Raw genomic sequence first — 20,860 nt, 5'->3', positions numbered from 1 at the left:
ACGTTCCTTGTTCTATTCAAATAGCCCTTCAATATCGTTGATCAGTTCGCTGAGGGCGACTTTATCCAGCTCCGAAAATCGAGCCTGCTGCGGAGCGTTGCCGCCCCAGCCGTACTGCCGGGCATTTCCGGCGTACAGCCAGACTTTGCTTAATAGCTGCTCGGTGCTGAGCTCATCCGGCAGCATGCCCACGGCGAAGCCTTCGTCTATTTCCATTACCAGCGCCCGCTGTCCCAGCGGTTTTAGCATCCAGCCGATCCAGCCAGCGTCCTGCGGCTCGCCGCGTAGCCAGCCTTTGTTGGCCAGCCCGATGACCCGGCCGCTCGGGCACTTGCGTCCGGCCCAGCGGGTCAGCTCAGTGGCTGCAAGCTCGGCAGGTGTTAGTGTGTAGCAGTTGCGGTCGAGCTGACGGAACGGCGGCAGCAGTTCGTAATCGGCAAATAGCTGACCAAAAGCGGCGGCATCCTGCGGCGTCATTTCCAGCAGATGCGGAAGGCCGATACGAATGTCGCCGTCCGGCAGAGGAAAGAGATCGTCATCGGCATTGCTGTAGCTGTTGTCTTCCGCCACGCGGAAACAGGCCTGCAGGCGGTTGTCCTCACCGTATACGCCCCATACCAGGCGACGGGTGAGATGGCGTACCAGCGGATGGTTGACCAGGAACAGGCGGAAGTTCTCCGGCGTCCAGCGGCGGCGCTGGCACATGGCCGACTCCATCCGCGCGATTTGCTGGGCGGCAATCGTGCGGGCATCTTTTTTCAGGGCCTTGTAGCGATTGACAGCCTCGGCGGCGAGCGCGTTATCGTCGCTTTTATTCGGCTTCGGCAGATCTTTCAGACGGCTGCCGTTTTCATCCCGGACGTACGGCTTGAGCGCTTCATCAAAGCTCACGATAAAGCGCCGTGGGCCAAAATCGAGGGTGAGCTTACCATCCTCATTCAGACCCAGATCGGGCGCCAGGCGGTCTTCCAGTTCTTCCACGGTCAGCCCGCGGCTTTCAGCGATATTGCCGATTTTCTCTCTGGCGCGTTCCTGCAGGGCTTTGAATTTTAGCTTCTGGGCGATGCCGTTAAGCTGCATCAGGGCGATATCCGTGCCGATGGCGGCGAGAATATCTAATCCGACGGTGGCGCGCTTATGCTGAGATTCGCCGGGCCAGGCGCGGATCAGCGGCGTCAGGGCCCGGGCGGTATCATCGTTGCCGAAAATCCCGAGCGCGGTAAACGCCCAGCTCTCTTTCGATGGCGCTCCGGCGGTTTGCCAGGCGCTGAACAGATCCCAGGCAAAGGCGGCAAGTGATTCGGCAGTACAGAGATCTTTAACCTGCTGCAGGCCGGGATAAATCCCCTCCTCTGACGGGAAGCGCAGCATTTCGCCGAGCGCTTTTATGGGGCCATCCGGCAGAGCCAGGCCATTTTCCCGCAGCAGCGGACGCGTCCACAGCGCAGGCTGGTAAAATGCGGGCAGCGGCGGAATTTTGGTCGGATGGTTATCCAGCGGATCGAGGGCGAGCAGGGCGGTAACGGCCTCCGTTACCGCCGGCTGATTGTAGCGCCGGGCGACCTCTTCAAGCAGCGGCTGATGGCCGTTATCCACCAGCATACGTATCGCCAGGCGCGCACTGTCCTGCGCTTCGCCCGCTTTGCCGAGGGCGGCGGGCAGCAGGCCGGTAATCGCATGTTCAGGATAGGCCAGCAGCCATTCGCGCGCGCCTTCACGCAGCGATTTAAGCTTGTTAAAAGCGCGGGCGATGATGGGGGCCAGTTCGCTGGCGGCAAACCAGATCGCAACCGACAGGTTTTCCTGCGGATAGCGTGAGAAGGAGTGGATAAAGCCCGGCAAGCCGGCGAGACGCAGGTGCGCCATCACAAAGTCTGCGCCGGTGTGGGGCTCCTGGCTGAGCGCGTTCCAGGCCTGGAGCGCCCGTCCGGCGGGCAGGGCGGCGAGCATGTACAGCTTCCACTCTTCCTGGCGATAGGTATGGGTATTCTTAAATTCCGCAATCAGCGCCGGATAATCTTGTCGTTGCCAGGCATCGATAGCGGCATCGGAGACATCTTCATAGCGATTTTGGCTCCTGTTCCAGCTGTGGAAACCTAAGCAGGACAGGAGCTCCTTTTCATCTTTTTCTTTGCCATTATCGACCAGGCGGGCATACCAGCTACGCTGTTCGAGAAGCTGTTTGCTTGCCTCTTCCGTCAGCATACAGACCGGCTCTAATGGGAGCGGCGGCAGATTCAGCTGTGCAATGGGGGATTTTTTCTTTTTCGCCGCCCAGGGTGGGGTCACCAGCACCGGCGGGAGCATATCGTCGCGGGCGCACTCGGCCTGCTGGCTTAACTGCTGCTGGCAGGCTTCCAGTAGCGTCGCGGCCTGTGCAGAGAGCCACGGCACAATTTCTCCGACCAGCCCCGGCTGCCCGCTGAGCAGGGTCATCAGCATAATGCGCCAGCGTTTCTCTTCTTTCTGCGTCAGCAGTTCAGCCAGCGCCGCCAGCGCGGCGTGCGGGAAGCGCGCGCTGGCCTGGGTCATCCGTTCGTGACAACGCTTACCCTGCTCGCTTGCGAGGATTAGCTGGCTCAGCGCCTGCGGATGGTTAATTTGGCTGACCAGCTTACCGCACAGATCGTCATGAACGTAGGGTGCGAAGCGGGCGATGCCGGCAACGCCCTGCTCGCGCATCACCGTCGCGTTCCAGACGCTGCCGTGGTAGTAGTCGTTAAACAGGTTCTCCGCCCGATAAGGCTCCAGCGCTTTGACGAGCTGCGGGTCGCGAACCACCACCTTCAGCCATTCCGCCGTTCTGATAGTTTTATGCGCCAGCACCCGGCGGGCGATTTCGTGGACGATATCCGGGCGATCGGGCAGCAATAGCGCCACCAGCGGCTGCTGCCCGATGGGCATATCCGCCAGCGCGGCGATCAGTTTATTCACGCAGCGCTGCCAGAGCGGTTCATCGGCCTTAGCCAGATGCGCGCGCAGGCGCACGTCGAGCATCCCGGGCCCGCGCGCGCTGGTGGGTTCTGAAAGGAAGGTCACCTGCAGGGTCTGGTAATTGTAATCAAAAGTAATGTGCTGCAGGGCAATAAACGTCTCGACGGCGTATTCCAGTCCGTAGACGTAAACAATTTCGTCCATCAGGTCGGCATTGTCGCTGCTGCGCCAGCCGCGACGCGTGGCGAGGGCGAGCTGCACCGCCAGCGCAGCAGGGGAGAGCGGGCCATCGCTAAGGGCTTCGTTGATGGTTTGCTGCCAGTAGGCGGAACAGTCGGCATAGTCAAAGGTCACGGCTTTCCCGGACTGCTGGTGGATCTCTTTGCCGAGACTCATCAGTTCGCTATCTGCAGGCGCGGCGATCGGTGGACCGGGAAAGCGGCGTGAAGGGAGCACATCTTGCAGCAGCTCATCTGACAAAGCCAGTTCGGCATCGTCCGCCAGCCACGGACGATCTATGTCTGCAGGTACGGTGGCGCATGCGGGCGGCGGCGCAGCTGGGGTAGATGCCGGTTCCTCCGGCAGGCTGGCTGCCGCAGACGGCGTGGTTTCGCCTTGCTCAACGTAGCCTTTGCGGTTTTTTTCATTGATCAGCTTCTGCCCGGCCTTACTGGCCGCTGCCGCGTCGGCAAAGGTTTTAATCTGGTTCTGGCCGCTGGTACCCACCTTCCCCCAGCTCAGATGCAGTTCGTTATCCTGCTGCTCAACCGCCCAGAACTTATGTGATTTTTCATCCTGATAAATAAACGTTTTCATGGTTAAATCCTTTTAATCGAATAGCGATTCGATATCGTTAATCAGTTCGCTGGCGGCGATAGCGTCGAGCGTTGCGAAAGCAAAGGTCGGTTTGCCGTAGTCAATATCGCCTTTGGTAACGATTTTCACTGTCTCGAACGGGATGAGTTCGTCGTAGGTGGTTTCTCCATACAGCAGCGAAAAAGGTTCCACTTCCAGCACCATGTCGCCGCTGGCGGCGGGTTTGAACATGCCGCAGATGCTGCCGCCATCTTCTATTCGCTGCCAGCCTTTGCGCTCCAGTCCGACGATGCGCCCGGCCTGGCGCTGGCGTCCGCGCCAGCGCGTTAATTCTGTGGCCCGGTTTTCGCTTTCCGTCAGGCGATAGTGGTTGCGATCGAGCTGGCGGAACGGCGGCAGTAGTTCATAGTCGGCATACAGCTGGCCGAAGGCGGCGGCGTCTTCCGCGGAGATTTCCAGCACGTGCGGAAGGCCGATTTGCCCTTCAGGCAGGCTGAACAGGTTATCTTCTGCATCGCTGTAGCTGTTATCTTCGGCGACGCGGAAGCAGGCCAGCAGGACGTTTTCCTGGCTATAGACTCCCCAGATCAGGCGACGGGTGAGATGGCGCACCAGCGGATGGTCGACGAGGAACAGGCGGAACTGTTCGGCGGTCCAGCGGCGGCGCAGGCACATCGCTGATTCAAGCCGCATGATCTGCTGGCTGGCTACCGTGCGGACGTCTTTTTTCAACTGTCTGTAACGACTGACGGCCTCCGCAGCCCGCGGTTCATCGTCGCTTTTGCCGGGCTTCGGCAAATCTTTCAGGCGGCGACCGCTTTCATCGCACACAAAGGGTTTCAGAGCTTCATCGAAGCTGACTGTAAAGCGGCGGGGGCCGAAGTCGAGAACCAGAGTGCCGTTGTCGTCCAGTCCGAGATCCGGGGCGAGGCGGTCTTCCAGCTCGGCAATGGTCAGTTCACGCTGTTCGGCAATTTGCTTGATTTTGTTCTGTGCATTCTCCTGTAGCGCCGCAAATTTGATTTTTTTCGCAATGCCGTTTAGCAACATCAAAGCGATGTCGCTGCCGATTTCTGCCAGAATGTCCAACCCAAGCGCTGCGCGTTGATGTTGTGATTCTCCAGGCCAGGCACGGATGAGCGGCGTCAGCGCTCGCGCGGTATCGTCATTACCGAAAAAGGCTAATGTTGTGAAGGCCCAGTTCGCTTTTGAAGGGCCTCCGGCTTCAATCCAGGCGTTAAAAAGATCCCAGGCAAAGTTAGCCAGAGATGTTGGAGTGCAGATGCTTTTTACGGTATTCAGTCCGGCGTAAAGTTTCACTTCGCGTGGGAAATTCAACATATCGCCGAGGTAACGCATGGCGTTATCCGGCAACGGCAACCCCGAGCTTTTGAGCTGTGGTCTGCGCCACAGTGCAAATTGATAAAATTCAGGCAAAGGCTGAATTTTCGTCGGGAAATCGTGAAAGTCTCCTGCGTCGAGAAAGGCTCCCAGTGCAGCGATAATCTCCGGTTGTTGATAGCGCTGTGCTATTTGGGTTATCAGAGAACGGTGATTATTTTCGGCCAGTAATCGCAAAGCTTGTTGAGCGTCGTCCCTGTCTTTGCACGCTTTTCCTAGCGCTACGGGCAATAACCCGGCAATGGCATGTTCGGGATACTCAAGTAACCAGCTTCGGGCGTCTTCGCGCAGCGTTTTTTTGCGGCTGAAGTTTTGTGCCATCGGCAGTGCCAAATCGGTTGTGCCGCAATAGGGGGTAAACGGCCACAGCGACTGGCGATCGTGTTTAAGATAACGGACAAATATCGGCAGGGCATCGATGCCAAAAATGGGTAAGATCCCCTCTTCGCCTTTGTGAGGTTCATCAGCCAGAGCATCCAGCAGGGCTAATGCTTGCTCGCGCGGCATCCAGGCCAGCAGATACAGCTTCCATTGCGAATACTGCTTACCCGTATACTGATGGAACTCATTTATCAAGGTGGCATAGTCTGCACATTGCAGGGCTGTGACGGCGCTTTGCGGAATGGGGACTTTTTGCGATGTGCCAGGGGTTAACTGTTGCCACTTTTCAAACCCCAGACGCCACAGAAAGTTTTGTTCCGGGGTGAAAGGCTCCGTCACTTTTTCCCAATGATAGCTTTCAAATGGCGGCAGGTCCGCGTACCTGAATTGGCAGTGGTAATCACTGTAATCGTAGCCAGTTAGCTCTTCCGTTATTGCCGGCGTCAGGCTTAGCGTAGAAGTGACGGGGAGTATGGATAGTTTGAATACTGGTGATGCGCTTTTTTGATTTTGCTTTAGCCACGGCGGGGATACCAGTATTTCTGGTAGGGTCTCCGGGCTGGCATATTCTGCTGATGAGTCGCTATGCGGCCGCGTCGCGGTTAACGTTTCTGCGGCGTGTGCGTCAATCCATGGCAGAACTTGCTCTACCCGAGCTGGTTCAGCGCTGATGAGTACCGTTAGCGCTTTGCGCCAGATCGGATCTTCATAGCTCGTCAGCAGCGACGCATAAGCGGCAATGGCTGCATGAGGATATTTTTGACTGGCCTTACTTAAATATCCCAGGCGCTTATTTTTGTTGCCGGCACCAAGAATTAATATCTTAAGCGCATCCGGATGGTTCGTTTTAGCTAACCACTTAGTGAAATAGTCAGTAGCTTCAAGCTCAGGTAATTGGGTGCTTGCTTCCTTTTCGTCCAAATCGTTGACGAGTTGACTTACCCCGATCATGCCTTGGTTGGCTATCAATGTGGCAACATAGGGGAGAAAGTGAGAGTAAAGTGGAGGCAACGGATATTTTTCTAGCGTAATCAGTGCAGAAGGGGCATTGACAACCATTTTCAACCACGCCATTGCCGGAATCTCTTCTGCGGCGAAACGTAATGCTATCTCATTGGCGATATCCGGACGCTCTGGCAACATCAGTGCGACAAACGGCTGCATAGCGGGAGAAAGCTCAGGAATAGCAGCAATCAGTTTTTTGACACAGCGTAGCCACTCTTCCTCTGGCGCTAATGAAAGATGATGACACAAGCGCGGGAGCCAGTCGGGCAGATATTCTGTTTCGTTAACAGGAAAGTCGCTACGTACGACAATTTTCTTAAGATCATCATCGTACTTGCATGCCACTTGTAGGGTATGACAGGCGATCTCAACCGTGGTTTCAAGCCCGTATTGCGTCACAAAGAGGTCGATTAAATCACCAGAATAATAGCCCATTTGCCCGAGAAGAGCCGCTTCGGAAAGCAGGCTTCCGGTGGATTGATTATGCTTAATCCGTTGGTGTAGTTCAGCGTAGGCCTGTTCCCAGGCCGGTGACGTGAAATGATAGTCGGATGGCCTGAATTCGGCTTTATCATTCCTGGTAATGCGTTGCCAAATCTGATTGCCGTCCGGTGTGGTATTAAACGGTCTGGAACGGTTACGGTGAGGGAAAGCAAACCAGCCGATCTCCTCTGTTAGCGGTATATGGGCATCATCAGCGAGCCAGGGTCGGTTATTAGATTGGCTAGCGACAGCCTGGGGCGGGCTTTTTTCCGCCGCGGTATTTTCTGCGTAGCCTTTTCTTGTCTTCTCACCAATCAGTTTCTGTTTGGCTTTTGCAGCAGTGGCGCTATCGGCAAAGGTTTTAATCTGGCTCTGGCCGCTGGTGCCGACCTTGCCCCAGCTCAGATGCAGCTCGTTATCTTGCTGCTCCACCGCCCAGAATTTATGTGATTTTTCGTCCTGATAAATAAAAGATTTCATTTTCTTCCCTGTGTTTTTATCCAGTTTGGATTTTATGCTAGCAGTTATTACTAAGAACACAGAGGGGGAGGACGACAAGAATGCGATTTTCAGAATTTATAAAAAAAGCGCTGCCGGAGCAGCGCTTTATGCGGTATTACTTGACCTGCTGGCCTGGCTGGGCGCCGCTGTCCGGGCTTAACAGGAAGATATCTTTCCCGCCAGGGCCTGCGGCCATCACCATGCCTTCCGAGATGCCGAAGCGCATTTTACGCGGCGCCAGGTTGGCGACCATAACCGTCAGGCGGCCAATCAGCGCCTGCGGATCCGGGTAGGCGGAGCGGATGCCGGAGAAGACGTTGCGCTTCTCGCCGCCGAGATCCAGCGTCAGGCGCAGCAGCTTGTCGGAACCGTCCACGAACTCGGCGTTTTCAATCAGCGCGATGCGCATATCGACTTTGGCGAAATCGTCAAAGGTGATGGTGTCCTGAATCGGATCGTCCGCCAGCGGTCCGGTGACCGGCGCTGACAGCGCTTTCACTTCTTCTTTCGACGCTTCGACCAGCGCTTCCACCTGCTTCATTTCGATGCGGTTATACAGCGCTTTAAAGGCGTTAACCTTGTGACCGAGCAGCGGCTGCTGAATGGCCTCCCAGCTCAGTTCGCTGTTGAGGAACGCTTCGGCGCGGGCGGCCAGCTGCGGCAGAACCGGCTTGAGCCAGGTCATCAGCACGCGGAACATATTCAGGCCCATGGTGCAGATGGCCTGCAGATCGGCATCGCGGCCTTCCTGTTTGGCAACCACCCACGGCGCCTGCTCGTCAACGTAGCGGTTCGCCACGTCGGCCAGCGCCATGATTTCACGGATGGCTTTACCGAACTCGCGGCTATCCCACGCTTCGCCAATGCTTGCTGCGGCATCGGTGAAGGTTTTGTACAGCGCCGGATCGGCCAACTCGGCGGACAGCATGCCGTCGAAACGCTTATTGATAAAACCGGCGTTGCGCGAGGCGAGGTTCACCACTTTGTTGACGATATCGGCATTAACGCGCTGCACGAAATCTTCCAGGTTCAGATCGATATCATCGATACGCGAAGAGAGCTTGGCGGTGTAGTAGTAGCGCAGGCTGTCGGCGTCAAAGTGGTTCAGCCAGGTGCTGGCCTTAATAAAGGTTCCGCGCGACTTGGACATCTTCGCGCCGTTGACCGTCACGTAGCCGTGAACGAACAGATTGGTTGGTTTGCGGAAGTTGCTGCCCTCCAGCATGGCCGGCCAGAACAGGCTGTGGAAGTAAACGATGTCTTTACCGATAAAATGATACAGCTCGGCGGTGGAGTCTTTCTTCCAGTACTCATCGAAGCTGGCGGCGTCGCCGCGCTTGTCGCACAGGTTCTTAAAGGAACCCATGTAGCCGATCGGCGCGTCCAGCCAGACGTAGAAATATTTACCCGGCGCGTTCGGGATTTCAAAGCCGAAGTACGGCGCATCGCGGGAAATATCCCACTGCTGCAGGCCGGACTCAAACCACTCCTGCATTTTATTCGCTACCTGCTCCTGCAGCGCGCCGCTGCGGGTCCACGCCTGCAGCATTTCGCTGAACGACGGCAGGTCGAAGAAGAAGTGTTCGGACTCGCGCATCACCGGCGTCGCGCCGGAGACGACCGATTTCGGTTCAATAAGCTCGGTTGGGCTGTAGGTCGCGCCGCATACTTCGCAGTTATCGCCGTATTGATCCGGTGATTTACACTTCGGACAGGTGCCTTTCACAAAACGGTCCGGCAGGAACATGCCTTTTTCCGGATCGTAGAGCTGGGAGATTGTGCGGTTTTTGATAAAACCGTTCTCTTTCAGACGCGTATAGATAAGCTCCGACAACTCGCGGTTTTCGTCGCTGTGCGTGGAGTGATAGTTGTCGTAGCTGATGTCGAAGCCAGCAAAATCGGTCTGATGCTCCTGACTCATTTCGCCAATCATCTGTTCCGGGGTGATACCGAGCTGCTGCGCTTTCAGCATGATCGGGGTTCCGTGGGCGTCGTCGGCGCAGATGAAGTTGACTTCGTGGCCGCGCATTCGCTGGTAACGGACCCAGACATCAGCCTGGATGTGCTCCAGCATGTGGCCGAGGTGGATTGAGCCGTTTGCGTACGGCAGTGCGCACGTTACCAGTATTTTCTTCGCGACTTGAGTCATAGTGGGCATTACATCTTCTATTGTAAAAAGGGGGTTTGATGTTACCGCAAAGGCAATAATTTGGTAAGCCCAAAGCTTATGGTGGGGGAATTATTCCCTTTAAGGTAAACTTAACGCACAAGATTCAACTCACAATAACAAAGGAGTCGGGATGAGTTCGCAATCCCAGGCCAAATCCCCCGAACGTCTACGCGCGATGGTCGCCGGGACCCTGGCTAATTTCCAGCACCCAACCCTGAAACATAACCTCACTACGCTGAAGGCGCTGCATCACGTCGCCTGGCTGGACGAAACCGTGCATATTGAAATTCAGATGCCGTTCGTCTGGAACAGCGCCTTTGAAGCTCTGAAGGAGCAGTGCAGCGCCGAGCTGCTGCGCATTACCGGTGCCAAAGCTATCGACTGGAAGCTGACGCACAGCATCGCCACGCTTCAGCGGGTAAAAAATCAGCCCGGTATCAACGGCGTGAAAAATATTATCGCTATCAGCTCCGGTAAGGGCGGGGTGGGTAAATCATCGACGGCGGTCAACCTGGCGCTGGCGCTGGCGGCGGAAGGGGCGAAAGTCGGCATTCTGGATGCCGATATTTACGGCCCGTCGATTCCGACCATGCTCGGCGCGGAAGATCAGCGTCCGACCTCGCCAGATGGGACCCATATGGCGCCGATTATGAAGTTCGGTCTTGCCACCAACTCCATCGGTTATCTGGTGACCGACGATAACGCTATGGTGTGGCGCGGGCCGATGGCCAGCAAGGCGCTGATGCAGATGCTGCAGGAAACCCTGTGGCCGGATCTCGATTATCTGGTGCTGGATATGCCGCCGGGTACCGGTGATATTCAGCTGACGCTGGCGCAAAATATCCCGGTTACCGGCGCGGTAGTGGTGACCACGCCGCAGGATATTGCCCTGATCGACGCCAAAAAAGGCATCGTGATGTTTGAAAAAGTCGAGGTACCGGTGCTGGGTATCGTGGAAAACATGAGCATGCATATTTGCAGCAACTGCGGGCACCACGAGCCTATCTTCGGTACCGGCGGCGCGCAAAAGCTGGCGGAGAAATACCACACCCAGCTGCTGGGCCAGCTGCCGCTGCACATCACTCTGCGCGAAGACCTCGACAAAGGGACCCCGACGGTAGTGGCGCGTCCGGAAAGCGAATTTACCGAGACCTATCGTCAGCTGGCAGACCGCGTCGCGGCGCAGCTGTACTGGCAGGGGGAAGTTATCCCCGGTGAGATCGCCTTCCGCGCGGTATAGTCCACTCACTATCCTGAACCGTGCGGCGCAAAGCGCCGTGCGGTTTTTTTACCTCCGCCGAACGCCGTTTTCTTTCGCTAAAATAATCACTGCGCGAATGATAGTGGTGTTAAATATTACTTATTTTTATTCACATTTGCTGATGTTGAGATTAATCAACAAAACATACTCTTAACATTGTTTTCCCTCCGCGCTTGTGCGAGCTTAATTAGCATAGCAGTGACCTATTTTAATTCGCCGAAAGGAATTTTATTTGGCTTTATTATTTGGCGGAATGTGGTAGTCATCAGTCATACGTCAATAAAAACGATGGAAGGAAAATATCGCCGTACTACATTTCCGGAGTGCATGATGAATAATATTGCTCTAATCGTTAAGTTGCGGGAACTTCTGGTCATCTTTATGCATTCGCGCACGCTGCCGGAGAAAGCCGCTGACGCGCTGCGTTATTGTCAGGAAAATATCCCGCTGGCTGACCTTCCGATTGGCGCTTATGGCGAATATTGTGAAATTTATGAACAAATAGTTTTTTTATCGGATGATAAAAGTCGCACTGCGCCGGATGATTTACTGCGCAGCGGCGGGGATCTGATACTCAGTATTTTAATGCTCTACGAACAGGTCGCTGCCTATATTGCCGTCGAGGAGTTTATGCACAAACAAAACCGCTTTAACGAATAGCGCTTTAGCAACGATAAAAGATATGCCAGCGGCAGAATTTGTCCGCTGGCGTTTCGTTTTTAGCGATGATAGAAAATTTCGCCATCGTAGATTTTGAGGATTTTCCCCTCGGTTTCGGTAATCAGGACGTAGCTCCCGCCCATGTAGGTCCAACGCGTGCCGGCATCCGGCGCCGGCAGATTGCGCTGCTGCCACTGTTTGATATTGTATTCTGGCGTCAGGTACAGCGGCGGAACGGTATCGCCGATGTGGAATTGTTTAAAGTCTGCGGTCACTCCGTCCAGCTCATATTTCTGAATGCCGTCGCCGGTCGCCGCCCACGCTCCGCTGGTGCATGCCAACAGTACGCCCAGAAGCATCATTTTTGTTTTACGCATAGTTTCCTCATTATTATCCTGGACACTCAATCGCAGCCTCGTATGATTCCTGATACCTCAAGGAAATGGCAAGCGTTGGTTTCGTTAAAAGTGTAAGCAAACGGTGAGGCAACGATGTTTTTCGCCTGGTTGCGCCAGTTTTGAGAATAATCCGGGTTCGGGAGTGTCTATGTTAAGGCTGGAAGATCTGGCTCTGTTTGTCCGCGCTGCGGCGCTAAGCAGCTTCAGCGATGCGGCGCGAGAGGCCGGGCTGCAGCCGGCGCAGGTTAGTGCGGCGATCAAGCGTCTGGAAACGACGTTGAATATTCGTCTTTTTGCCCGTTCAACGCGGAGCCTGCGCCTGACGCCGGAAGGCGAGGCCTGGCTGCCCTACGCCACGCAGATGCTCGATACGCTGCACGCCGGGCTGCAAAAAATCCGCACGCCGGATGACGAAGTTCGCGGTACGTTACAAATTGCCGTGCCGTCCGATCTCGGGCGCAACCTGCTTCTGCGCGTTTTTCGCGGCTTTCGCCAGCGTCATCCTGCGCTGCGTCTGCGGATCCTGTTTTCCGATCATCGGACCGACGTGTTTAAAGATCCGGTGGACGTGGCCTTTCGCTACGGCGATAACGACGATGCTTCGTTTATCTCCCTGCCCGTCGCGCCCGATAACCGACGAGTGCTGGTGGCTTCGCCCGGCTGGATAGCTGAAAACGGCGAGCCGCAAACGCTGGAAGAGCTGGCGCGACATAATGCGCTCACCTACGTGCTGCGCGGCAGGGCGTTTGACCGCTGGCCGTTGAGCCGGGAAGAGAAAGTACACCACGTGCAGGTTTCCGGCACTATCGTGAGCGATGATGCGGAGGTGATTCGCCGCCTGGCGATTGCCGGTGAGGGGATTGCGTACAAATCTGAACTCGACGTCGGCGACGATATTCGTGCAGGGCGACTCCAGGTGCTGCTGCCGCACTACCAGGGCGACGTGGTGCCGCTGAATATGATTTGCCCGCACCGCAAACAGCTTTCGCCTGCGGTACGGCTGCTGTATGAGGCGGTGAAAGAGGCGTGCGAAGCGCTTAATTCCAGCGCGCTCTCTGCGGGCCGGTAGCCCGGATAAGGCGCGCCAGCGCCGCCTCCGGGAACGGTGTCGGGGTGAAGCATCGGCGTGGCTTTTCCCCGGTGGCGCTGCGCTGACCGGGCTACGAGTTCACAGCAATCTGCGGGCCGGTAGCCCGGACAAGGCGCGTCAGCGCCGCCTCCGGGAGAATGATCGGCGCGTAGCTTAATGCTTCACCAGCGTGGCAAAGTAGTAGACCAGCGGAATCGCAAGGATCCACAGGCCGATGGGGATTTCCCGCCATTTGCCGGCGATGGTTTTGATCACGACATAAAACAGCAGCCCGCCGGCAATCCCGGTACCGAAGCTATTGGCAATCAGCGTAATCATTACCATCATCAGCACCGGCAGGCCGTCGGTGAAGTTTGCCAGATCCACTTTGCGCAGGCCGCTGAACATATTCAGGCCGATGAGGATCAGCGCAGGTGCGGTCGCCTCTTTCGGGATCATCAGCGCCACCGGCGTAAACAGCAGCATCAGGAGAAACATTACCGCCGCCGATAGCGCGGTTAACCCGGTTTTACCGCCGGCTTCCGCTGCCGCCGAGGATTCAATCAGCGCGGTCGCCGCCGGAATACCCAGCCAGGGACCTATAGCCGCAGCGATCGAGTCGACCATAAACGGGCGATTGATATGCGGCATATTGCCTTCTTCATCCAGCAGACCCGCTTCGCCGCCCACGGCCAGAGTGGTGCCCATCGTGGAAAAGAACTCTGAGGCGAAAAAGACGAACAGGAACGGCAGAAAGGCGATATTCAGCGCGCCCAGCATATCGATTTGCCCCAGCACCGGCGTCAGCGAATGCGGCATATCGATAAAACTGCCCGGGAGTCTGGTAACGCCCATCGGAATACCGACCAGGGTTGCAAAGAGAATCGCCCACAGAATCGAGCCGGGGATTTTTCTTGCCTGCAGGGCAATGGCCAGAAACAGCCCGCAGAGCGCAACCAGCGCCCCCGGCGAAAGGAAATCCCCGAGCATCAGGGCGTTGGTTTTGGCGTTAGCCAGCACCAGTCCGGCGTTACGGAAGCCCAATACCGCGACGAACAGCCCAATGGACGCCGTCAGACCGAGCTTGATCGACTGCGGCACCGAACGGGTTACCACTTCACGCAGGCCGAATTTGGTCAGCAGGAAAAACAGAATCCCCGACCAGCAGGCGATACCAAGCCCGATCTGCCAGCCAATGCCTTCGCTGCCCGCCAGCGTGACGCCGACCAGCACCGAACCGCCGATGCCCGGCCCGACGATAAACGGCAGGTTGGCATAAAACGCCATCAGCAGCGTGCCGCCGACGAACACCAGAATCGTGCCGGTGGTTGCCGCGCCTTTATCCATCCCGCCCACCGCCAGCAGGCCGGGGATAACCACCAGTAGATAGGCGGCGGCGAGAAAACCGGTGATGCCCGCGAGGCATTCGGTGCGCAGCGTGCTGCCGCGGGAATACAAGGCAAAACGGCGCTCCAGCCAGCTTCCCTGCGCGGATGAGTTAAGGGTATTGTCGGCCATGCTCAGGCTCCCTGATGTTTATTGTTGTGTTCTGTGTGTTCCGGGATTTCCCGGCAGTCTATCAGCGGCTCGACTATCTGGCGGGTGCTGCCGTCGGTCAAACCTAAATCTGTTAAATGCGGCCCGGCGTTACAGGCAAGGCAGGTACCCTCGATAGCCTTAAACACGCGATAGGGCGGCTCCCAGTCGGCGACTTCCGCGCTCAGGTCGCGAAGCTGGCGGAACTCTCTGGCCAGCTCCGGGGCGGGTAAGTCAGAAAGCATCCCGGCGATCGGCATCGCCACGTGGGCAAGGATTTTTCCCTGCTGCGACAGCGCCATGCCGCCGCCGGATTCGATCAGGCGGTTCGCCGCCAGCGCCATCTCGTCGGCATCGCGTCCGAGCACGACCAGGTTGTGAGAATCGTGAGAGTAGCTGGTGGCGATGGCGCCGCGCAGTTCGCCCCAGCCTTCCAGCAGCGCAATTTGCGGCGTCGCCTGGTGACGACCGTGGCGGTGCTTAACCCAAATCAGGCTAAATCCTTCCGGGATTTGCACCCGGCCATCGCGGACCTGCACCTCAGCTTCTCCCCACTGGGTAAAGCGCGCGCCGCGAATATGCCTAAGACGGGCGACGCCGTGGCGAATGGCACCAACGCGGAGGATAAAATCGTCAGGGCTGAGCGGCAGCATCTGCAGGGTATCGCGCGGCGGGGTAACGCCCGCCGCCGACGGAATGGGTTGAAGCAGGGCGCCATCGCGGGCAATCAGCTTACCGGCGACGTAAACTTCCTGCGCGTTGAGTCGGGATAAAGAATCGAAAACCACCAGATCGGCGCGGCGTCCGGCAGCAATCAGCCCCAAATCGTTACGCTGCAGACGGATCGCCGCGTTTAAGGTGGCGAAGCGCAGGACGTCGGTAGCCGGCAGTCCGTGCTCAATCAGCAGGTTGAGCAGGGCGATAATGCCGCCTTTTTCCAGCAGCATATCCGGCGGCACATCGTCGGTGCAGACGGTGATTTGCGAGGAGAGATGCGGCAGCGTTTTCAGCGCGTTAACGATATCCGGCAGCAGGTAAGGGTGCGAGCCGCGAATTTCGATAGTCAGCCCGGCGCGCAGTTTTTCCAGCGCATCGGCCGCCGAGGTGAGCTCATGATCGGAGGTGACCCCGGCGGCAAGATAGGCTTGCAGATCCGCGCCGCTCAAACCGCGCGCGTGGCCTTCGATCAGCTTGCCGCTGTTCAACCCGGCCTGAACGATCTCCTGCATCCGCTCGCTGCCGTGCAGCACGCCGTGCATATCCATTACTTCAGCAACGCCGCAGACTTCCGGCCAGGCCAGCATGGTTTCCATCTCCGCGCCGGCGAAATCGGCGCCGGACATCTCCAGTCCCGGCGTCGACGGCACGCTGGAAGGCGCCGCAACCATCACCTGCAGCGGCAGATGGCGGCTGGCAGCGACCGCGTAGCGCACGCCTTCGACGCCCAGTACGTTGGCCAGCTCGTGCGGGTCCCAGAATACTGCCGTGGTGCCTTGAGCCAGCACGATTTCGGCATAGCGTTCAGGCGGCAGGTGAGAGCTTTCAAGGTGAACGTGCGTATCCATCAGCCCCGGCGACAGGAAACATCCCGCCAGCGAGCGGCGTTCGAGGGCATCGGAGCGGCTGCCGCGCGGATGCACGCTGGCGATCGTTTCACCGACGATCCCGACGTCGGCCTCGCGGATTTCTCCGGTGGCCATGTCGACAATCTGCGCGTCGGTTAATAATAAATCGAACGGGGATTCTCCGCGCGCGGCCTGGACGGCGCGGCGGCGGGTTTCAGCACTGCTGGACATAACAACTCCGGCACAAGGATAATGGGGATACTCTAGGGGCAGAGCAAACGTTTGCCCAGATGAATAAATTTATCGCCCGATAACTTCGGGTTATTCTGCATGCTCACCGTTGACGAAAACATGATGACCGAACCCTGGCAGCGGCTGCCCGCGCTCTCTCTCAAGCAGATTCAGTACTTTGTGACCCTGGCCCAGCTGCGTCACTTCACCGACACCGCTAACCGGCTGGCTATCAGCCAGCCGGCGCTAAGCAGCGCGCTGCGGCAAATCGAGACGGTGCTCGGCGGCAAGCTGGTCAACCGTACCGCTTCGGCGGTGACCTTAACCGAGCTGGGGGCGGCGATTTTGCCCCACGCCCGGCGAGTGTTGAGCGTGGCGCAGCTGGCTTTTCAGGATATGCAGCAGATAGTCGAAGCCGGCGGCGACGGAACGGTGCGTATTGGCTTAGTGCCTTCGGTGAGTTCGCTGCTATTTCCGCTGCTGCCGCAAACGCTGGCCCAGGCGTTTCCGCGCCTGAGGGTGGAGTTTCACGATCAGACCAACGACGCCCTGTTTTGCGAGCTGCAGTCGGGAAAGATAGATTTTGCCGTTGGCGCAATAGACAGTTCGTTACCGCCTGAGCTGCAGGTTTATCCTCTGCGCGAAGATCCGTTTGTGGCGGTGCTGCACGGCGACGATCCGCTGGCCGGGCAGCCGCATCTGCCGTGGAAGCTGCTCGCGGGGCGCGATATCGCGGTGTTTTCAAAGGGCAATATTCAGCGTCTGGTCGGCGCGCTGGCCGAGAGCCATCGCCTCACGCTGAATACGCGTTATCAGGTTGACTATATCGAGACGCTTTACGGCCTGGTGCGCTCGCGGCTGGCGGTGGCGATTCTGCCTGAGCTTTATACTACCCACCTTCAGGATCCGGCGTTAAAGGTGGCGCAGCTTCAGCAGCCCGCGCTGACGCGAACCGTGGCGCTGATGCGCGGACCGCAGCCTCTGCCGCCGCTGATCGAGGAATGTTTTGCACTATTACTGAGTTCGCTGCGGGAAGTGAATCTATAGCGGGCGTTGCTCTCTCTAAGGCTTGTGGTGAAATGCGAGAGAGGCAACGAAATAGTTTTTGTACCCTTTAAAATCAAAGGGTTATGCCTCTTTAAAAAATTAATTTGTTGCAGAAATGTCAGTAGATTATTCCGTGCGAATAAAGTTGATATAAAACAATAGGATACATTTAGAGAGTTCCCCGCGCGAGCGGGGATAAACCGGGCGCGCCAGGCCCTGGAAAATCTCAGACAGAGAGTTCCCCGCGCGAGCGGGGATAGTCCTTCCCCATGCATGTTGGAACAAATCTTGCCGAGCCGGGCCAGCTTGCGTTGTCCGGCGACTTACCGTAACCTGCCCGCTGAGAACGTTTTTATCTCTCAATGACTCGGGGTGCCCTTCCTTGTGAAAGCTGAGAAAAACCCGTACCACCTGATCTGGATAATGCCAGCGTAGGGAAGTCAGAGACCGCAGGGTCGTCGCTTCTTCATCGCCTGGCGGGAGCAAACGATGTCTGACCTGCTGAACCCCGCGCATATTGCCCATCTGCGGCACCTTTTTCACCGCCATTCTCCCCTTGTTCACTGCATGACCAACGACGTGGTGCAGACCTTTACCGCCAACGTCCTGTTAGCGATTGGCGCATCGCCGGCGATGGTTATCGATCCGGACGAAGCCAGCCAGTTTGCCGCCATTGCCGATGCGCTGCTGATTAATGTCGGCACGCTGACCGTTGAGCGTGCGGAGGCGATGCGCGCGGCGGCGCGTAGCGCAACGCAGGCGGGCAAACCCTGGACGCTGGACCCGGTAGCGGTCGGCGCGCTGACCTTACGGACAGAATTTTGTCTGGAGCTGCTGGCGCTGCAGCCTGCCGCCGTTCGCGGTAATGCGTCGGAAATCATGGCGCTGGCCGGAATGAGCGGCGGCGGGCGCGGCGTCGATACGACCGATACCGCCGCCGCAGCGCTGCCCGCAGCCCAGGCGTTAGCCCGCCAGCTGAATACCGTGGTCGCGGTGACCGGGGAGGTTGATTACGTCACCGACGGCCAGCGCATTCGCATGGTCACCGGCGGCGATCCGCTGATGACCCGGGTGGTCGGCACCGGCTGCGCGCTGTCGGCGGTGGTTGCCGCCGCTGCGGCGATGCCCGGCGATCGGCTGGAGAACGTGGCCGCGGCCTGCGGGCTGATGAAGCTCGCGGGGGGGAAAGCGGCGCAGCAGGGCGGCCCCGGCAGCTTTACTCCCGCCTTCCTCGATGCGCTCTATGCGGGAGGCGATCTGTGAAACGAATTAATGCGCTAACCATCGCCGGCACTGACCCGAGCGGCGGTGCGGGGATCCAGGCGGATCTCAAAACCTTCTCGGCGCTGGGGGCATACGGCTGCTCGGTCATCACCGCGCTGGTGGCGCAAAACACCCGTGGCGTCCAGTCGGTTTATCGTATAGAGCCTGATTTTGTCGCCGCGCAGCTCGATTCCGTCTTCAGCGATGTGCGCATCGATACCACCAAAATCGGGATGCTGGCGGAAACTGATATCGTTGAAGCGGTGGCGGAACGGCTGGCGCGTTATCAGATTAAAAATGTGGTGCTGGATACGGTCATGTTGGCGAAAAGCGGCGATCCGCTGCTCTCGGCGTCGGCGGTGGAAACGCTGCGCCAGCGCCTGCTGCCGCAGGTCTCGCTGATCACTCCGAACCTGCCGGAAGCGGCGGCGCTGCTGGATGCGCCGCATGCCAGAACGGAACAGGAGATGCTGGAGCAGGGCAGAGCGCTGCTGGGCATGGGCTGTGGAGCGGTATTAATGAAAGGCGGCCATCTCGATGATGCGGAAAGCCCGGACTGGCTGTTTACCCGCGAAGAGGAGCGGCGTTTTACCGCGCCGAGAGTCCAGACTAAAAATACCCACGGTACCGGCTGTACGCTATCGGCGGCGCTGGCGGCCCTGCGTCCGCGTTACGAGGATTGGGGGCGAACCGTGGCGGAAGCTAAGGGCTGGCTCTCGGCGGCGCTGGCGCAGGCGGATTCGCTGGAAGTGGGACACGGCATCGGCCCGGTACACCATTTTCACGCCTGGTGGTAAACGGCAAGACAACGGGTCAGCAGACTATGCTGAAAAAATAGGCTCCCGGCTGGAAAATCTGCTGAGTCGGTACCAGGCTTAACCTGCCCAAAATAATTGGGTTGGGAAAACGCATGCCGGTTTCGACCGGCACTTACGGGAGATAGCTATGACTGATATTACGCAGTTGCTTGGCAAAGATGCCGACACGCTTTTACAGCACCGCTGTATGACAATTCCAGCCGACCAGCTCTATTTACCGGGGGCGGATTACGTCGATCGGGTGATGGTTGATAACAACCGTCCGCCGGCGGTGCTGCGTAATATGCAAACCCTGTATAACACCGGCCGCCTGGCGGGAACCGGCTATCTGTCGATCCTGCCGGTCGACCAGGGCGTAGAGCATTCTGCTGGCGCCTCTTTTGCCGCCAACCCGCTGTACTTTGATCCGAAAAATATCGTCGAACTGGCCATTGAGGCCGGTTGTAACTGCGTGGCCTCCACCTATGGCGTGCTGGCCTCGGTGTCGCGCCGCTATGCGCACCGCATTCCCTTCCTGGTCAAGCTGAACCATAACGAAACGCTGAGCTACCCGACCGAATATGACCAGACGCTGTATGCCAGCGTCGAGCAGGCGTTCAATATGGGGGCCGTGGCGGTCGGGGCGACGATCTATTTCGGTTCCGAACAGTCCCGTCGGCAAATCGAAGAGATTTCCGCCGCTTTTGAGCGCGCGCACGAGCTTGGCCTGGTGACCGTGCTGTGGGCCTATTTGCGTAATTCGGCGTTTAAGAAAGATGGCGTCGACTACCACGTTTCCGCTGACTTAACCGGTCAGGCCAACCACCTGGCGGCGACCATCGGCGCGGATATCGTGAAGCAGAAAATGGCGGAAAACAACGGCGGCTATAAAGCGGTGAACTTCGGCTATACCGATGACCGGGTTTATAGCAAGCTCACCAGCGATAATCCGATCGACCTGGTGCGTTACCAGCTGGCGAACTGCTATATGGGCCGCGCCGGGCTGATTAACTCCGGCGGCGCGGCGGGCGGGGAAACCGATCTGTCCGACGCCGTGCGCACCGCGGTTATCAATAAGCGCGCGGGCGGCATGGGGCTGATTCTGGGCCGTAAAGCGTTTAAAAAATCAATGGCTGACGGCGTGAAGCTGATCAATGCCGTACAGGATGTTTATCTGGACGGCAAAGTCACCATCGCTTAACAGGCTATATAACCCTGTAAAGCAACAGCGTCGTCTGCCTTCCCCGGCGGCGCTACGCCTGGCCGGGCTACCGGCTCACCGCCGTCTGCGGCCCGGAGGCCCCATCGAGAGCAGGGTGCGGGTTCACAGCTATCTGCGGGC

Annotated in this window: 13 protein-coding genes and 1 riboswitch; of the genes, 7 read left to right on the top strand and 6 right to left on the bottom strand. The window is 57.8% G+C overall.

The window, feature by feature from the left end:
• Window positions 1-12 precede the first annotated feature (12 nt).
• From HMPREF3178_RS25315 to metG, 3 genes are all read right to left on the bottom strand, one after another.
• Window positions 13-3,750 (bottom strand): WGR and DUF4132 domain-containing protein, encoded by a 3,738-nt coding sequence (locus HMPREF3178_RS25315; RefSeq protein ID WP_070585571.1) that lies wholly within the window; start codon window positions 3,748-3,750, stop codon window positions 13-15.
• Between the two features lie 12 nt (window positions 3,751-3,762).
• Window positions 3,763-7,500, bottom strand: coding sequence for a WGR and DUF4132 domain-containing protein (locus HMPREF3178_RS25310; protein ID WP_064356040.1), 3,738 nt, complete (start codon window positions 7,498-7,500; stop codon window positions 3,763-3,765).
• Between the two features lie 136 nt (window positions 7,501-7,636).
• The gene (gene metG, locus HMPREF3178_RS25305; RefSeq protein ID WP_016809243.1) at window positions 7,637-9,670 is read right to left on the bottom strand and encodes a methionine--tRNA ligase; all 2,034 of its coding nucleotides are present in this window, start codon (window positions 9,668-9,670) and stop codon (window positions 7,637-7,639) included.
• Window positions 9,671-9,821: 151 nt separating this feature from the next.
• Here metG and apbC point away from each other — a divergent pair, with 151 nt between their 5' ends.
• Together apbC and HMPREF3178_RS25295 are read left to right on the top strand one after the other, a co-directional pair.
• Window positions 9,822-10,931 carry an iron-sulfur cluster carrier protein ApbC gene (gene apbC, locus HMPREF3178_RS25300; RefSeq protein ID WP_004103811.1) on the top strand — a complete coding sequence of 370 codons (1,110 nt, stop codon included), beginning with the start codon at window positions 9,822-9,824 and terminating at the stop codon, window positions 10,929-10,931.
• A gap of 351 nt (window positions 10,932-11,282) precedes the next feature.
• A complete protein-coding gene (locus tag HMPREF3178_RS25295) occupies window positions 11,283-11,612 on the top strand; it encodes a hypothetical protein (RefSeq protein ID WP_004114049.1) in 330 nt (109 codons plus the stop codon).
• A gap of 59 nt (window positions 11,613-11,671) precedes the next feature.
• Here HMPREF3178_RS25295 and HMPREF3178_RS25290 read toward each other — a convergent pair whose 3' ends face one another.
• Entirely contained in the window at window positions 11,672-11,989 is a 318-nt protein-coding gene (locus HMPREF3178_RS25290) for an RcnB family protein (protein WP_004103807.1), read from the bottom strand.
• Between the two features lie 169 nt (window positions 11,990-12,158).
• Between HMPREF3178_RS25290 and HMPREF3178_RS25285 the strand changes: the two genes are divergently transcribed.
• Window positions 12,159-13,079 (top strand): LysR family transcriptional regulator, encoded by a 921-nt coding sequence (locus HMPREF3178_RS25285; RefSeq protein WP_070585569.1) that lies wholly within the window; start codon window positions 12,159-12,161, stop codon window positions 13,077-13,079.
• Between the two features lie 174 nt (window positions 13,080-13,253).
• Here HMPREF3178_RS25285 and HMPREF3178_RS25280 read toward each other — a convergent pair whose 3' ends face one another.
• Together HMPREF3178_RS25280 and HMPREF3178_RS25275 are read right to left on the bottom strand one after the other, a co-directional pair.
• A complete protein-coding gene (locus HMPREF3178_RS25280) occupies window positions 13,254-14,597 on the bottom strand; it encodes an NCS2 family permease (protein WP_004103803.1) in 1,344 nt (447 codons plus the stop codon).
• Between the two features lie 2 nt (window positions 14,598-14,599).
• Window positions 14,600-16,411, bottom strand: a complete 1,812-nt coding sequence (locus HMPREF3178_RS25275; RefSeq protein WP_023321314.1) for an adenine deaminase — start codon at window positions 16,409-16,411, stop codon at window positions 14,600-14,602.
• A 120-nt stretch (window positions 16,412-16,531) separates the two neighbouring features.
• Here HMPREF3178_RS25275 and HMPREF3178_RS25270 point away from each other — a divergent pair, with 120 nt between their 5' ends.
• From HMPREF3178_RS25270 to fbaB, 4 genes are all read left to right on the top strand, one after another.
• The gene (locus HMPREF3178_RS25270; protein ID WP_162098338.1) at window positions 16,532-17,458 is read left to right on the top strand and encodes a LysR family transcriptional regulator; all 927 of its coding nucleotides are present in this window, start codon (window positions 16,532-16,534) and stop codon (window positions 17,456-17,458) included.
• 358 nt (window positions 17,459-17,816) lie between these two features.
• Window positions 17,817-17,913, top strand: a riboswitch (TPP riboswitch).
• Between the two features lie 34 nt (window positions 17,914-17,947).
• A complete protein-coding gene (gene thiM / locus HMPREF3178_RS25265; protein WP_024274477.1) occupies window positions 17,948-18,721 on the top strand; it encodes a hydroxyethylthiazole kinase in 774 nt (257 codons plus the stop codon).
• On the top strand, window positions 18,718-19,518 hold the full coding sequence (thiD, locus tag HMPREF3178_RS25260) for a bifunctional hydroxymethylpyrimidine kinase/phosphomethylpyrimidine kinase (RefSeq protein ID WP_032745155.1): 801 nt from the start codon (window positions 18,718-18,720) through the stop codon (window positions 19,516-19,518). Before thiM ends, thiD begins: the two co-directional genes overlap by 4 nt.
• Window positions 19,519-19,666: 148 nt before the next feature.
• Entirely contained in the window at window positions 19,667-20,719 is a 1,053-nt protein-coding gene (fbaB, locus tag HMPREF3178_RS25255) for a class I fructose-bisphosphate aldolase (protein ID WP_004103793.1), read from the top strand.
• The last annotated feature ends 141 nt before the right edge of the window (window positions 20,720-20,860 follow it).

This window comes from Klebsiella sp. HMSC09D12 (genome assembly GCF_001808475.1).
In the GTDB taxonomy this organism is placed as follows: Bacteria; Pseudomonadota; Gammaproteobacteria; order Enterobacterales; family Enterobacteriaceae; genus Klebsiella; species Klebsiella oxytoca.
This window is presented reverse-complemented; position numbering and strand designations above follow the sequence as displayed.

Excerpts from the sequence above, each read along its gene's own strand:
- fbaB (WP_004103793.1), top strand. The coding sequence starts at position 19,667 with ATGACTGATATTACGCAGTTGCTTGGCAAAGATGCCGACACGCTTTTA.
- HMPREF3178_RS25295 (WP_004114049.1), top strand. The coding sequence starts at position 11,283 with ATGAATAATATTGCTCTAATCGTTAAGTTGCGGGAACTTCTGGTCATC.
- HMPREF3178_RS25285 (WP_070585569.1), top strand. The coding sequence starts at position 12,159 with ATGTTAAGGCTGGAAGATCTGGCTCTGTTTGTCCGCGCTGCGGCGCTA.
- apbC (WP_004103811.1), top strand. The coding sequence starts at position 9,822 with ATGAGTTCGCAATCCCAGGCCAAATCCCCCGAACGTCTACGCGCGATG.
- HMPREF3178_RS25310 (WP_064356040.1), bottom strand. The coding sequence starts at position 7,500 with ATGAAATCTTTTATTTATCAGGACGAAAAATCACATAAATTCTGGGCG.
- HMPREF3178_RS25275 (WP_023321314.1), bottom strand. The coding sequence starts at position 16,411 with ATGTCCAGCAGTGCTGAAACCCGCCGCCGCGCCGTCCAGGCCGCGCGC.
- metG (WP_016809243.1), bottom strand. The coding sequence starts at position 9,670 with ATGACTCAAGTCGCGAAGAAAATACTGGTAACGTGCGCACTGCCGTAC.
- HMPREF3178_RS25290 (WP_004103807.1), bottom strand. The coding sequence starts at position 11,989 with ATGCGTAAAACAAAAATGATGCTTCTGGGCGTACTGTTGGCATGCACC.
- HMPREF3178_RS25280 (WP_004103803.1), bottom strand. The coding sequence starts at position 14,597 with ATGGCCGACAATACCCTTAACTCATCCGCGCAGGGAAGCTGGCTGGAG.
- thiM (WP_024274477.1), top strand. The coding sequence starts at position 17,948 with ATGTCTGACCTGCTGAACCCCGCGCATATTGCCCATCTGCGGCACCTT.
- HMPREF3178_RS25315 (WP_070585571.1), bottom strand. The coding sequence starts at position 3,750 with ATGAAAACGTTTATTTATCAGGATGAAAAATCACATAAGTTCTGGGCG.
- HMPREF3178_RS25270 (WP_162098338.1), top strand. The coding sequence starts at position 16,532 with ATGATGACCGAACCCTGGCAGCGGCTGCCCGCGCTCTCTCTCAAGCAG.